Origin of the sequence: Rhodococcus sp. NPDC057297, from assembly GCF_042667435.1 — a bacterium.
GTDB lineage: Bacteria > Actinomycetota > Actinomycetes > Mycobacteriales > Mycobacteriaceae > Rhodococcoides.
Genome location: NZ_JBHUZE010000001.1, coordinates 1,052,808 through 1,067,721, shown reverse-complemented (window position 1 = coordinate 1,067,721; position 14,914 = coordinate 1,052,808). Strand labels below are relative to the sequence as shown.

The 14,914-nt window shown below is 64.1% G+C and carries 10 protein-coding genes; 6 read left to right on the top strand and 4 right to left on the bottom strand.

The annotated features are described in order from the left end of the window. Positions 1-40: 40 nt before the first annotated feature. Positions 41-1,366 carry a S1 family peptidase gene (locus ACFULT_RS04955; protein ID WP_241483591.1) on the top strand — a complete coding sequence of 442 codons (1,326 nt, stop codon included), beginning with the start codon at positions 41-43 and terminating at the stop codon, positions 1,364-1,366. Positions 1,367-1,607: 241 nt separating this feature from the next. Here ACFULT_RS04955 and ACFULT_RS04950 read toward each other — a convergent pair whose 3' ends face one another. Together ACFULT_RS04950 and ACFULT_RS04945 are read right to left on the bottom strand one after the other, a co-directional pair. After that, positions 1,608-2,660, bottom strand: coding sequence for a GNAT family N-acetyltransferase (locus ACFULT_RS04950; protein ID WP_378480812.1), 1,053 nt, complete (start codon positions 2,658-2,660; stop codon positions 1,608-1,610). 387 nt (positions 2,661-3,047) lie between these two features. Beyond that, positions 3,048-3,728 carry an ammonium transporter gene (locus ACFULT_RS04945; protein WP_378480811.1) on the bottom strand — a complete coding sequence of 227 codons (681 nt, stop codon included), beginning with the start codon at positions 3,726-3,728 and terminating at the stop codon, positions 3,048-3,050. A 538-nt stretch (positions 3,729-4,266) separates the two neighbouring features. Here ACFULT_RS04945 and ACFULT_RS04940 point away from each other — a divergent pair. After that, entirely contained in the window at positions 4,267-7,800 is a 3,534-nt protein-coding gene (locus ACFULT_RS04940) for a heterodisulfide reductase-related iron-sulfur binding cluster (protein WP_378480810.1), read from the top strand. 349 nt (positions 7,801-8,149) lie between these two features. Continuing rightward, positions 8,150-8,950 carry a hypothetical protein gene (locus ACFULT_RS04935; protein ID WP_378480809.1) on the top strand — a complete coding sequence of 267 codons (801 nt, stop codon included), beginning with the start codon at positions 8,150-8,152 and terminating at the stop codon, positions 8,948-8,950. 99 nt (positions 8,951-9,049) lie between these two features. On the opposite strand, the gene ACFULT_RS04930 is transcribed toward ACFULT_RS04935, so the two are convergent. Beyond that, positions 9,050-10,960 carry a prolyl oligopeptidase family serine peptidase gene (locus tag ACFULT_RS04930; protein ID WP_378480808.1) on the bottom strand — a complete coding sequence of 637 codons (1,911 nt, stop codon included), beginning with the start codon at positions 10,958-10,960 and terminating at the stop codon, positions 9,050-9,052. A 113-nt stretch (positions 10,961-11,073) separates the two neighbouring features. Here ACFULT_RS04930 and ACFULT_RS04925 point away from each other — a divergent pair, with 113 nt between their 5' ends. Next, positions 11,074-11,301, top strand: a complete 228-nt coding sequence (locus ACFULT_RS04925) for a DUF3263 domain-containing protein (RefSeq protein WP_037104356.1) — start codon at positions 11,074-11,076, stop codon at positions 11,299-11,301. Here the strand turns inward: ACFULT_RS04925 and ACFULT_RS04920 are convergent. Next, positions 11,298-12,005 carry an SOS response-associated peptidase gene (locus ACFULT_RS04920; protein ID WP_378480807.1) on the bottom strand — a complete coding sequence of 236 codons (708 nt, stop codon included), beginning with the start codon at positions 12,003-12,005 and terminating at the stop codon, positions 11,298-11,300. The genes ACFULT_RS04925 and ACFULT_RS04920 overlap by 4 nt on opposite strands. A 76-nt stretch (positions 12,006-12,081) precedes the next feature. On the opposite strand from ACFULT_RS04920, the gene ACFULT_RS04915 reads away from it, so the two are divergent. Both ACFULT_RS04915 and ACFULT_RS04910 read left to right on the top strand, forming a co-directional pair. Further along, positions 12,082-13,332, top strand: a complete 1,251-nt coding sequence (locus ACFULT_RS04915) for a pyridoxal phosphate-dependent aminotransferase (protein ID WP_037104350.1) — start codon at positions 12,082-12,084, stop codon at positions 13,330-13,332. 295 nt (positions 13,333-13,627) lie between these two features. Further along, positions 13,628-14,911, top strand: coding sequence for a YibE/F family protein (locus tag ACFULT_RS04910; protein WP_378480806.1), 1,284 nt, complete (start codon positions 13,628-13,630; stop codon positions 14,909-14,911). Positions 14,912-14,914 lie beyond the last annotated feature (3 nt).

Genomic DNA, 14,914 nt, shown 5'->3' with positions numbered 1-14,914 from the left:
TGGTGGGTCGCTGATGCTCAGCACCCGATGAAGGGACTTCATGCGTAACACGGGGGCACTGCGCGCCGCAGTGCTTTGTTCGACGGCGTTTCTGTCCATCGGCCTCTTCTCGGCTCCCGCTTCGGCGGATCCGGTGAGTGACGCCAACTCCGTGGTGCAGAGCCCCGCCGATCAGCTTCCTCGCGAACTGGCCGACGCGGTGGTGCGTGACCTGAAGATCTCTCCCCAGGAGTACCTCGACCGCGCGGCACGTGCACAGGAGTTGTCGACGTATGCGTCCGACTTCCGTGCGTCTCGTCCGTCCGATTTCGCAGGCGCCTGGATCGGGCCCGACGGCAATGCTGTCGTCGCCGTGACGTCCGACGCTGCCGCTCAGGCCGTGGCCAAGGACGGCTATGACACCGCGAAGGCACCGGTGTCCGCGGACGGTCTCGAGAAGTCGTTGTCCGACTTGAATGCGTGGATCGGGTCGCTGCCTCGTGAGGTCGCCAGCCAGGTCAACGGAACGTCGATCGACATTCTCGACAACCAGATCGTCATCGACGTGGTCAACAGCCCGATCGGTAATGCGCTCAATCTGCCGACGCTGCTTGCCAATCTGAAGGTCATTCTGTCCCCCGGTGCGCCGAAGCCCGTCGACCCGTCTCCGATGGGCGGCGACACGTACATCACCACCGAGTCCGACATCAAGAGCACGTCGCCGACGGACATCAGTGTCTGCTCGTTCGGGTTCAACGCCACCGACGGCTCGGGCAATCCGGTCAATCTCAGTGCCGGACACTGCAATCCCAACGCAGACACCGGCGCCGGGGGTGCGCCGGTGTACCTGCCGAACCCGGCGAACGTCACCGACAGCACCCAGATCGGTAGCTTCGACCGTTCCAGCCTCGGGTCGGCCAGCGGTCTCGACTGGTCCGTCATCGGCCTGAACGACAAGGGCGTCGCCTCCGGGCTGGACCGCCCCACCGTTCGCGGCGCCAACGGCAGCACCGTCACCATCACCGGCACCGCATCTCCCGTGGTGGGCGCACCGGTGTGCAAGTCGGGGCAGTCGTCGTCGTTCACCTGCGGCATCGTCGCTGCCGATCGTGTCGAGACTCAGCTGTACATGGAAGACGGCAGCAGCCGAGCCGTTCGCGGATTCGCCAGCACGGCATGCACTCTCGCGGGAGACAGCGGCGGTGCCATCGTCACCGGCACCCTGGCGCTCGGCATCACCAGCGGCTCCAACAGCGGTGGCGCACCGGACTGCACCGAGGCCAACCTCGCTCTCGCGCAGTACGGCGGCACGGCGAGCCTCGGCATCCCCATCGACCAGGTCGCCGCGGAAACCGGAACAACCGTGCGCACGTCGCCTGTCGCTTAGCCGTCGCAGACCTGTCGCCGCATCTCGCTACGAGATGCGGCGACATTCTTGTCCATGGAACAAACCTGGGGTTCAATTGCGGACGTTTTTTCGAACCGAAGGTATGCTTTCTCGGTCAGTGACTACGTAGTAGGGGGAGCGGAAAGTGTCTGCATTCAACGGAATTTGGCTGGATCTCGCGCAGTATCTCGTGACGCTGTGGCAAACCGCCATCGATTTCCTGCCGGCGCCGCCGCGCTGATCAACGAGCTCCGGCCCGCTCGGCCGCTCTGTGCAGCGTCGAGCGGGTTCGAGCCAGGATCGACGGAAGCGTACGGAGAGCCGACTTCATGCACCCAGAGAGCCACCAGGCCCTCGGAACTGCTGTCACCCGTAGTACGTCGTACCCCGCGTTGGCCCACACGCTCTTGATCTTGTTGACTCCGACGCCCTGATCCAGCTCGGCGACGCCCAGTCTGTCGTGCGCATCGGCGAACCACTCGATCAGCTGATGTCCCGGCTGAAGCTTGCCGATCGAGGAGTCGTAGTGGGTCAGCCACCCTTCCATCCGGCGGTGCGTCCGCACACCGATCTCATGCGCTACCCACCGTCCGTCGACCACAAGCCCCGTGATGCACAGCCTGCCCGCCCGAGCCTCGCTCCGAAGAAAGTCTCGCGCGAACTCTCCGTGGGGTGCCACCAGATAATTGACCTTGTCGGTCCCCTCGACCGATTCGGCGGCGAGCGTGACGATGTCGTTCCAACGCGCATCGAGATGGACGATGTCTCGGATCTCCTCGACCCGAAAATTCGACCGACGCTCGACCTCCGAGCGGTACTGACGAAGCCTCTTCAACGATTTGGCACTCCGGATGTTCGACGCCGTCTCACCGGGCCGCAGCACGACGACCGGGACCCTTTCGCGAACCACTGCGTCGACGTCCCACGCCCCGTGCCGCGCCATCCGCACCACCGTCGGATCATTGGCGATCATCGAATCACCGCTCAGCATCCACCCCCGATCGGCAATTGCACCGAGGAGAAGGTCCGAGGCGTCGGCGTCGTCGCTGAGAAATTCGAGGGGAACCCCCAACGTGCTGCCGATGACCTTCGCCAGGACGAACGGTCCACGCCTGACCGTGTTCAGCGGCGCAAGAGCGACCACACGGCAACCGCGACGCACGACGACGAACCTGACATTCAGCCGCAGCGCTCCCGCGACGTTGAGCACGAAGCCTGGCCGGGACGAGAACACGGTGCCGGACCTGGACGCCAGATCCTCCCAGTCGTCGACAACCGACTCGGCACTCGACAAGATTTCTACCGTAACCGTCGCAGTGCCTGTTTCCACCACTCCAAAGTACCAAGGGTTCGTAAAGGGAGCTACAAACTACATCCGTTCGCATGACACGGATCGACGCCTCCGACGCGGCCGTCGACACCTCTCGCGAGGGAACAACGCATCGTATGATCGACCCGGAAATTCGGTACACCAGTACCGACAGACATTCGCCCCTTCAACGAAAGGCCCCTCATGCTCGGCATTCTCGGCGTCGGCCTGGATCTCCTCGGTTACGCATTCACCATCGCAGCCGAAACGATCAAACTGACTTCGCCCGGAGTCTTCATCTGATTGAGCGTGCATACGAAAGAGCCCGCCACCTGAGTACAGGTGACGGGCTCTTTACGTTCGTGCAGAAGCTCAGTTGGCGAACTTGGTGGTTCCCGGAGGAGCGTTCAGCGTGTTGATCAGGTCGATGCCCGCAACAACGAGGGTGGGTCCACCGGCAACGATGGTGCCGATGATGCCGCCGATGGTGGCGAACGTCGGAACGGTGCCGAGTCCAACCGGTCCTGCGAGGAAGCCGATTGCACCGATTCCGAAGCCGATTGCCGTACCCGTGAAGCCACCGATGGCGGTCGCAAGGCCGAGCTGCGACGCGAAGGTCTGCTGAGCCTTGAGGTTCTCGTCAGGCGACGCGACGGGCGTTGCGCCGATGCTGCGCGAGTTGGCAGACGCCTTGGTCAGGTCCAGCTGCGGAACGAGGCGCAGAGTCTTGCCGTCGTTGTCGACGTTCTGCTCGTACGGGAAGTTCAGACCACCGAGGTTGAACGAGAGCGGGAGGGTGACGACGACCTTGTCGGTCGAGTCGAGAACGTCGACGGTCTTGCCGTCGTCGGCGACCTTGAAGACTCCGGCGTCGATCGTCGTGACGATCGTGCGGTCCTCGAGGTTGGACTCGAAGCCGATGTTCTCGCCGGCGGTGCCCTCTTCCGACGGTGCGGGGGCGTCGGTTGCCGGCTGTGCATAGGCAGTGCCGCTGGCAAGACCCATTGCGGCAGCGACGAACGCTGCCGTAACGACCAGTTTGCTGAGTTTCATGTGGAGATTGTTCCGTTTCTATGCAATCGAGCCTGGCAGTACCGAACAGAGGTAGCCCGTCAGACGCAGATACACCCCAGACTGGATCCGCGAGTAAGTCGGTGCGCGCAGCAGCATATCCCACAACTCCGACCGAACGTTATCCTCTTGGCGCCTGTGCGAGTCCCATTGGTTATCACCCGTCACAAAGCGCCGGCCCAAAATCGGTGAGACCAGTGAAAACAGGGCAATTCAGCCAATTCGAATCTTCTTGCCCCCAATTTTCGGGGCACCTCGACGGGGTACTTAGGACTGCCTTCTCTGCGCCCCCTTGGTTCGCTAGGCATAACGTGACCTACAGAACACGCCTTACTGACCGGTTCAGCCCGTCGGTCGGTGGGCGAAAACCCGCGGCTACCTGCAGCCGCATCTAAGCCGCACCTAAGTTACCGGCCAGTAACAACAAACTTGTTACCAGCGGGTAGCGCCGCTACTCTTAGGCTGATCGGGCTGACCCGAGGTAGCACAGCCCCGCTACCACTGAACGAAAGGCCGCTTCATGAACGCCCTGACGATCACGTTGGGCACGGTCGGATTCCTCCTCAGCCTTGTCTGTTGGGCCTACTTCTTCCGAGGAATCTGGAAGATGGTCGCCGCCATCGCACAAGGCCAGCCGGACAAAACCCGCTTGCGCCCGTTCATCCCGCGTTTCAAGCAGATGATGATCGAGTTCATCGCCCACACGCGCATGACGAAGTTCAGAACGGTCGGATGGGCCCACTGGCTCGTCATGGTCGGCTTCCTCGGCGGCTTCCTGCTCTGGTTCGAGGCATACGGCCAGACGTTCAACCCCGAGTTCCACTGGCCCCTCTTCGGCAACACGTTCGCCTGGCATCTGTGGGACGAGCTACTCGGCATCGGCACCGTCGTCGGCATCGTCACCCTCATCGTGATCCGTCAGCTCAACCATCCGCGCAAGCCCGAGCGTCAGTCGCGCTTCAGCGGTTCGCGCATGAAGGTCGCGTACGTCATCGAGGGCATCGTTCTGCTCGAGGGTCTCGGCATGATCCTCGTCAAGGCCGGCAAGATCGCCACCTACGGGCACGCGAACGCCTACTCGGACTTCTTCACGATGCAGGTCGCCAAGCTACTGCCCGCAAGCCCCGAGATGGTGTCCGTCTTCGCCTTCGTCAAATTGATGACCGGCATGATCTGGCTTCTGATCGTCGGCCGCAACATCAACTGGGGCGTCGCGTGGCACCGCTTCACGGCATTCCCCAACATCTACTTCAAGCGTGAGGCCGACGGCGGCGTCGCACTCGGTGCCGCCAAGCCCATGATGTCCGGCGGCAAGGTCCTCGTGATGGAGGACGCTGACCCCGACGTCGACGCATTCGGCGCGGGCAAGATCGAGGACTTCACGTGGAAGGGCTGGCTCGACTTCACCACGTGCACCGAGTGCGGTCGCTGCCAGTCGCAGTGCCCCGCCTGGAACACCGGCAAGCCACTGTCGCCGAAGCTGCTCATCATGTCGCTCCGCGATCACGGAAACGAGAAGGCTCCGTACCTCCTCGCCGGCGGCAAGAAAGACATGGCAGGTGACGAGGTCGGTCTCGTCGACGCCGACGGCAATCCCGATCAGGCGAAGCTGGACAAGATCCCGCAGTCGGCTCGTGACGAAGCGGATCGCAAGCTCGTCGCCGACGCCATCGAGGGCGGCATCATCGATCCCGAGGTTCTGTGGAGCTGCACCACGTGTGGTGCCTGCGTCGAACAGTGCCCCGTGGACATCGAGCACGTCGACCACATCATCGACATGCGTCGCTACCAGGTGCTCATCGAGTCGGAGTTCCCGTCCGAGTTGGCAGGCCTGTTCAAGAATCTCGAGAACAAGGGCAACCCCTGGGGCCAGAACTCCAAGGACCGTCTCAACTGGATCAACGAGATGGACTTCGACATCCCGGTCTTCGGCCAGGACGCAGATTCCTTCCGTGACTACGAGTACCTCTTCTGGGTCGGCTGCGCAGGCGCCTACGAGGACCGCGCGAAGAAGACCACCAAGGCCGTCGCGGAGCTGCTGGCCACCGCAGGCGTGAAGTTCATGGTGCTCGGAGCGGACGAGACCTGCACCGGCGACTCCGCTCGTCGCGCAGGCAACGAGTTCCTGTTCCAGCAGCTCGCAATGCAGAACATCGAGACGCTCAACAGCGTGTTCGAGGGTGTCGAGCAGAAGAAGCGCAAGATCGTCGTCACCTGTGCGCACTGCTTCAACGCGCTCGGCAACGAGTACCCGCAGGTCGGCGGTGATTACGAGGTGGTGCACCACACGCAGCTCCTCAACCGTCTCGTGCGGCAGAAGAAGCTCATCCCGGTGGCGTCCGTCAGCCAGGACATCACGTACCACGACCCTTGCTACCTGGGTCGTCACAACAAGGTCTACGACGCTCCCCGCGAGCTCATGGCTGCGTCGGGTTCGAACCTGAAGGAAATGCCGCGTCACGGTGAGCGGTCCATGTGCTGTGGTGCCGGTGGCGCACGCATGTGGATGGAAGAGAACATCGGCAAGCGCATCAACATCGACCGGGTCGACGAAGCCCTGGAGACCTTGGGTGGGAGCGGGGCACCAGCACAGAAGATCGCCACGGGTTGCCCGTTCTGTCGCGTCATGCTCACCGACGGCGTCACTGCACGTCAGGAAGGCGGCGCTCACGAGGGTGTCGAGGTCGTCGACGTCGCGCAGCTGATGCTCGAGTCGATCACTCGCGTCGAGTCGTCCGTTCTCAGCGAGAACATCAAGGTGATCCCGCGTGAGCTCACTCCAGAGGAGAAGCTGGAGTCCGAGGAAGCCGCCGAGGTCGAAGAGGCCGAGCGAATCGAACCCGTCGAAGAGCCTGCAGAGGCCAAGTCCGCCCCTGCTGCTCCGGCTCCCAAGGCCGGCGGCTTGAAGATGAAGGGTCTCGCGAAGGCTCCCGGAGCGAAAGCACCAGGAAACGCCAAGCCCGACGCCACCGAGGCACCTCAGGCGAGCACCGATGCTCCGGCCAAGCCCAAGGGGCTCGGAATTGCCGGGGGCGCGAAGCCGGGCGGCAAGGGCCTCGCGATCAAGGGCAAGGCGCCAGGAGCGAAGGCAGCAGCCCCCGCGCCCGCCGACACGGACGACACTGCAGCGGCACCCGCCGAAGCATCCGAGTCGACGCCGACGGTCAAGCCCAAGGGACTCGCGGTCAAGTCCGGTTTCAAGAAGCCGGGCGCGAAAGCACCGGGCAAGCCCGCCGAGGCAACTGAGCCCGAAAACGTAGCGGAGCCAGAAGCTTCGGACACGACTGCCGAAGCCGCAGCGGAGACTGCCGAGTCCAAGCCGACCGTTCAGCCCAGGGGCCTCGCGGTGAAGTCCGGGTTCAAGAAGCCAGGTGCCAAGGCACCGGGTAAGCCTGCAGCACCGTCCGAGGCGACTGCACCGTCCGAGCCGGCAGCAGAAGCTACTGAATCGGCGGCATCCGAGTCGGCGGCACCTGCTGCGTCGTCGGAGTCGTTGCCGACGGTCAAGCCCAAGGGTCTGGCCGTGAAGTCGGGCTTCAAGAAGCCAGGCGCAAAGACACCCGGTAAAGCTGCGGCAGCCTCGGACACCGCAACCGAAACGCCGGCTGAACCCGAAGCATCCGCGTCGGAGACGTCGGTACCGGAGACGTCGGCACCGGAGACGTCGGCACCGGAGACTCGGAACACGGAACCTCGGAACACGGAGGTCGACGGTTCCGCACCGGTCGAGTCCAAGCCGACGGTCGCGCCCAAAGGCCTGGCCGTGAAGTCCGGATTCAAGAAACCGGGCGCACGCACACCGGGCAAGGCTGCGGCACCCGCACCAGCCGAGTCACCTGCTGAAACCCCGGCACCCGAGTCGACCGAACCCGAGGCACCAGCCGACGCGTCCGACAACGCTGCCGAGGCCGAAGCGACTACGGCCGAAGCGACTAAGGCCGAGGCGTCGAGCAACGGCACGGAATCCAACGGGGACACCAGGACGCCTCCTCCGGCGAAGCCGGGTGGACTCGGGTTCCGTCCGGGCACCAAGGTTCCGGGACGCAAGAAGTAACCTGACACCCTTTTTACCGACTCCGCACGCCTGTTCGCCTCAGAGCAGGCGTGCGGAGTCGTCAGTAGGGGTGTTAGGTCCGTTAGCACACTCCGCCCTCGCCACTCCGCGAATGTGCACGCGAAAGCCCGAGTTATCCACAGCCCCCGTCTTTGTCCACATTTCGGAAACGGCTCTTGTTCCGCCTCGGAGCGCTTGCCACGATTCGCTCATGACTCGAATCGTTTCCAGGTCCGACGCTTTGACACGCGGAGTGTCCGACGCTGAATTGCAGCGCTTCTGCCGTACAAAGGCCTGGCGACGACTTCGGCCTGGAAGATTCGTCAGCCGAAGCGAATTCGATGCGCTCGTGCCCGCCGAGAAACACCGCGTCATCGCTGAAGCAGTATTCGACGCCGCTACTGCTGACGATGCGATACTCAGCCATACGACGGCTGCGGTCTTCCACGGTCTCGATGTGAACGCGTCGGACCTACGGCACGTGCACATCACGCGGAACAGAGCCGGCGGCGGCCGACGCAACGGTTATCGCATCGTGCACGGAGCGTCGTACTCCACCTCTGACGTGGCCGTCGTCGATGGCGTTCGGGTGACCGCCTTACCTCGCACCATTGCCGACGTGGCGCGATTGCTGTCGTTCGCAGACGCCGTCTGCATCGCCGATCTTGCTGCCAGAACGAAAAATCTGACTCCGGAACAGGTTGTCGCGGCGCTCGACGCATGCGCGAACCATCCGAACAATCGTCAGGCCCGTCGGGTGGCGGAGTTCATGAACGGGAAGTCCGAGAGCGTCGGCGAATCCCGGTGCCGGGTGGTGCTGCACCAGCTCGGCTACACCCCGAGGCTTCAGGTTCGAGTGTCCGACGGCAACGGCGTCTTCGCCCGCGTCGACTTCTACCTGGACGGCACCTTCACCGTGATCGAGTTCGACGGGTTCGTCAAATACGGTCGGCTGGTACCCGCGGGCGAAACACCGGCGGACGTAGCCTGGAAGGAGAAGGTCCGCGAGGATCGGATGCGTTCAGGCGGAGCGCAGGTGGTTCGGCTGACCTGGTCCGATCTCGACCGACCGGAGCACATCGACCGACTGATACGTGCGGCTGCCGATCGTGCCAGGAACTCCCCGCGCCCCACTCTGCTGTTCGCCTGAGCTAGCACCTTTTTTGCCGACCTGACACGCCGAATCAGGTCCGAGCACGTGTGCCGACCCCACAAAAAGGGTGCTAGCTCCCGAACCAGCCAGCACCGCTCACGGTCGCCACAGCTCCAGTTCAGGAATGCCGGGAGGCGTGAAGCCGAGCACCTGACCGTAGAAGGACAGTTCGGACTCTCGTGCGTTCACCTGTGTTTCGAGTGTGCGGAATCCGTGTGATTCACCCTCGTAGGCCAGGTAGGCGTGTGGAATTCCCTTCTTCACCAGTGCATCCCGGAATCGTTCGGCTTGCGACGGTGGAACGATCGGATCCGCCAGACCCTGCAGCAACAGAACCGGGCACGACAAGCCGTCCACGTTGTTGACCGGTGCGCGCGTGCGGTACAGGTCGAGCGCCTCCGGGAGCGGTCCGATCAGCCCGTCGATGTAGCGGGACTCGAAATCGTGAGTCTCGGCGACGAACATCTCCAGCTCGGCGACGCCGTAATACGATGCACCACAGGCAAAGACATCCGACGACGTCAGCGCAGCGAGCACGGTCCAGCCGCCGGCCGAACCACCCTCGATGGCCAGACGCGCCGGATCGGCCAGGCCTGTATCGGCGAGGCCGCGGACAGCGGCGACGGTGTCCTCGACGTCGACGATTCCCCACTGGCCTCGCAGTCTGTTCCGGTATTCGCGGCCGTATCCGCTCGATCCGCCGTAGTTGACGTCGACGACTCCGATGCCCCGGCTGGTGAAGTACGCGAACACCGGATTCAACGCAGGCGCGACGTGCGCTGTCGGGCCACCGTGGACGAATGCCACATAGGGTGGCAATTCGCCGTCCAGCCCGGTGTAGTCCGGATTGCGTGGCGCGTAGGCGATGGCGTGAACTTCGCGTTCGGGCCCCTGGAACGTGACCGGCTCACCGTGGGGGAGGTAGTCGGCGTCGGGGACGGTTTCGAGTCCGGAACGCACCAGCGTCGTGTCGCCGGATTCGAGGTCGAGCAGTCGCAGCCCGCTCGGGCTGTGGGCGCCACCGGCTTTGAGCAAGACCGATGTTCCGTTGCGCGCGCCGAGCGTCACCGACGTGAGCCCCGGCAGATCGATGTCCTGCAGGCTGCCCGTCGCGGGGTCGAGCACGGCAAGGGTGTCCGTCCCGAAAGTACGGACGGTCAGCAGCTTTCCGTCGTCCAACACCGAGTACCACCGAGCTCCGAGCTGCCACAGTGGGGCTCCGAAATCGGCTTCCGCGACATGCAGTGCAGTGGCATTACCGGTCAGGTCGGCCCGGTAGATGTTCCACCAGCCGGTTCGGTCGCTGACGACGTACAGGGTGTCCTCGTCGATCCACTCGGGCTGCAGAACGGACTCTTCTTTGCCTCCGAGCACCACGGTGATCTCACCGGTGGACAGGTCGAGAACCCGCAACTCGGTTCCATCCCAGGGCATCCGAGGGTGATCCCACGCGATCCACGCCAACTTGCTTCCACCGGGAGACAAGCGAGGGAACGCGAGGAAGTGAGATCCGGACACCAAAGACCGGACGCCCGTTCCGTCGAGCCGAATTGCGCAGATGTCGCGGGCGACTGCCGTACCGTCGTGCACCTCACGGACAGCGATGACCTCGTCGCCGACCACCGTCAGTTCGCCGTAGCGCACCGACGACGGGGTCTCGGGCTTCGGCGTCAGCGGAACCGGAGTCTCGCCGGGACGGGTGACGTAGACGCGCTGATCGGAGAACTCGGAGAACACGATTCGCCCGTCGGGCACGGTGGTCCATGCTCCGCCCCCGTATTCGTGGACACGGGTACGCACGTTGTACGGCTCCGGTATCAAGGTCTCGACTTGCCCGTTCAGGTGCCGACACACCGTCGTCCTGCCACCCTCCGTCGGCCGCATCTCGGCCCACCGGATCTCGTCGCCGACGAAGCGTCCGCCCTCTACCGGATGGCCGCTCGCGGACAGATCCGCAGCGGAAATCGGAGACGGCCAGGAACCGAAGGGCAACGAGGTCGCAGTCATGCGAACCAGCGTAGGCAAGCGGACAAGCCACGTGCGAGCTGCGGTCGTTACGTTGCGTTCATCCCCCGGATAAATGCGCTGGACAGAATGAAGTCTCGACCTAAGGGGGAACCGTGCGCAACACGACATCGAACAGCGTCGACGACGCAATCCTGGCATTCGGCCGATCCTGGTACGGCTACGGCGGAGGCAGCGACGAGGACATCTATGTCCACTTCGGCCTAGCAGCGCAGTCCTACTTCACCCGCCTCAGCGCTCTGCTCGACGGACCGGCAGGCAAGACCGTGGACGACGAGACCCGCGAGAGGATGCGAGCCGTCTGCGCACGGCGGCTACGTTAAGCGACCGGATTCAACAGCTCGGGGCTGTTGTTGCGCACACTGTTGACTGCCGTTCCTACCTCGTAGGGGAGCAACCGGGGCTCGGGAATAGTGGCCAGCATGTCCTGCACCGATTCCAACTTCGTGATGGACGGGTTGAGCCAGTCGTCACGAAGGTTCTCCGGGATGACCACCGGCGAACGATCGTGGATGTGCCCGAGCGCATCGGCTGCAGGCGCCGTCAGCACGGTGACGGACCATACCCAGCGATCCTCGTCGTCGTCGGCCTTCGTGGGGTCACGCCACAGCTCGTACAGACCGGCCATGGCCAGGACACCTTCGGCATGCAGGAAGTACGGCACCTTCGCTCCGTCGCGCTTCTCCCACTCGTAGTAACCGTCGGCAGGGACGATGCACCGACGCTTCGACGCAGCTTTCTTGAACGACGGCTTCTCGGTGATGGTCTCCGAGCGCGCGTTGATCATCCGGCTGCCGATCTTGGCGTCCTTGGACCACGACGGAATCAGGCCCCACCGCACCGACCGGAGCTGACGTACGGCGTCGGACTCCGGCTCGTCCTTGGGGATGCGTTCCAGCACCGTACGCACGGTCTGCGTCGGCGCGACGTTGTAGGACGGGGGAAGCTCCTCGCCCACCGATTCTGCGATGTCGAACACCGCACGGAGATCGCTGTCGCTCTGGGTGCTGGCATACCGTCCACACATGCCATCGATTGTCGCACCGATTACCGACAAGTAATCCGCTCGCGGTGAGAGAACCTCACCTGGCACGATAAGGGGCGTGAGCCATCCGCAGACGATCCACCCGACGCGCCATCGCACACTGCAACAGTCCACGAAGCTGCAGAACGTGCTGTACGAGATCCGTGGGCCGGTACACGCCCACGCGGCGCGGCTGGAAGCGGAAGGGCACCGCATCCTCAAGCTGAACATCGGCAACCCCGCGCCGTTCGGTTTCGAGGCGCCCGACGTGATCGTTCGCGACATGATTGCCGCGCTCCCCTACGCCCAGGGTTACTCGGAATCGAAGGGCATCCTGTCCGCTCGCCGTGCCATCGTCACCCGGTACGAGCTGGAGCCAGGCTTCCCCGAGGTCGACGTCGACGACATCTATCTGGGCAACGGCGTGTCCGAGCTGATCACCATGACGATGCAGGCCCTGCTCGACGACGGGGACGAGGTGCTGATTCCGGCGCCGGACTACCCACTGTGGACGGCGATGACCACGCTGTCGGGCGGCAAGGCCGTGCACTATCTGTGCGACGAGGAGAACGGGTGGAACCCCGACCTCGCGGACATCGAATCGAAGATCACCCCGAAGACCGTCGCACTGTTGGTGATCAACCCCAACAACCCGACGGGCGCGGTCTACTCGAAGGAAGTCCTGAAGGGCATCGTCGACCTCGCCCGCAAGTACCAACTGCTGTTGCTGGCCGACGAGATCTACGACCGGATCCTGTACGACGATGCCGAGCACACCTCGTTGGCGAGCCTGGCTCCCGACCTGCTCTGCCTGACCTACAACGGGTTGTCCAAGGCGTATCGCGTCGCGGGCTACCGCTCCGGTTGGCTCGCGATCACCGGTCCGAAGGAACACGCAGCCGGCTTCATCGAGGGCATCGACCTGCTGGCGTCGACTCGCCTGTGCCCGAACGTGCCTGCGCAGCACGCAATTCAGGTAGCGCTGGGTGGCCATCAGAGCATCGAGGATCTGATCCTGCCCGGTGGCCGCTTGCTCGAACAGCGCGATGTCGCGTGGGAGAAACTCAACGCCATCGACGGCGTCTCGTGTGTGAAGCCCCGCGGCGCGCTGTATGCGTTCCCGCGTCTCGACCCCGAGGTGCACGAGATCCACGACGACGAGAAGCTCGTGCAGGATCTGTTGCTGCAGGAGAAGATCCTCGTCGTCCAGGGCACCGGCTTCAACTGGCCCGGGCACGACCATCTCCGCATCGTGACGTTGCCGTGGGCTCGCGACCTGTCCGTCGCCATCGAGAGGTTCGGGAACTTCCTGGCGTCGTACAAGCAGTAGAGCGGTTGTCTCGCTTTTTCACTTCGACCCGCCCCGTCACCTGACGGGAAAGTAGGGAAAGTGATTGAAAAGTGACGCAAAAAACATCCCCGCTGCTCTACACACGGACACAAGTTTCTGTAGATTGGCGGTCGGCACCTAGTGTGCCCGAGCACTGGTCGTACCCCACCCCCCCCGGGGCGATCAGGAAGGTGGCGGGGGACGCCCCCCCCTGCTCCCCGCCACCGAGCTCCCAAACCTCCCGACCCCCGCGTCGCGCTGGGTCCGACGCGCCGTCACGCACTAGCCTTGCACCGTGGATTCACACGGGCACGGACACGGTCACGGTCACAGCAACGAGCCGGCTCCGCTCGGACCCGTCGCCGCCCGGATAGTGATCGGCCTGCTGTTGGCCATCGGTCTCGCTGTCGTTGCCGGAGCAGTGCTGCTCTGGCCGAGCAAACAGAGTGTCGAGATCCCGCTTCCGTTCCAGACCTCCGGTGGCGGGGCCGTGAACACCGAGGCCGGGACGGTCGTGTCCCAGGACATCGGCGCCTGCGGCAGCGGTTCCGCCGGACGCGTCTTCACCGGTAATCCGACGCCACCGATCGGTGCCGGCTACGAATGCCAGCGCAGCATCGTGACGATCGATTCCGGGCCGAACGCGGGCACACGAACTCTCATCGAGATCGTGCCCGGTCCAGGCCAACCCGACATCCGTACCGGTGAGAGCGTGCGACTGGTGCGGCAGACCGATCCGAACGGAACGACGCAGTATTCGTTCAACGATTTCGCGCGCGGGCTGCCGCTGTCGATCATCGTCGGCGTCTTCGCGGTCGTCATCTGCGTCGTGGCCCGGTGGCGCGGTTTCCGTGCGTTGATCGGCTTGATCATCGCCTTCGCCGTTCTCGTCGGTTTCATGTTGCCTGCGTTGCTCGACGGCGCCCCGGCGATTCCTGTTGCACTGGTGGCGGGGTCGATCATCCTGTACGCGGTGCTGTATCTGGCGCACGGAGTGAACCTACGCACGAGCTCTGCGCTGCTCGGGACATTGACGTCGATGGCACTCGCTGCGGTGTTGTCCTACGTCGCGATCCGAATGACTCATCTGACGGGTCTGTCGGAGGAACAGAACACCGACGTCCAGGCCTACATCCAGCAGGTGAGCATCACCGGACTGCTGCTCGCCGGCTTCATCATCGGATCGCTCGGTGTGCTGAACGACGTGACCATCACGCAGGCGTCGGCGGCGTTCGAGATCGCGTCCGCCGACGCCACCGCCACCCGACGGCAGATCTTCTCCTCGGCGATGCGTGTCGGCCGCGACCACATCGCGAGCACGGTGTACACCCTCGTGCTCGCGTACGCCGGTGGAGCGCTGCCGTTGCTGTTGTTGTTCAGCGTGGCGGGCCGGTCCATCCAGGACGTGCTGACGGGTGACGCCGTGGCGATCGAGATCGTGCGGTCGTCCGTCGGTGGCGTCGCCCTTGCCCTGTCCGTTCCGTTGACGACGGGCATCGCCGCACTGCTCGCTCGCCCGGGCGGAGTGTCCGGACCGAAGCGGGCGGGCCCGAAGAAGTCCGGTCGCCATTCACGCTGAGTG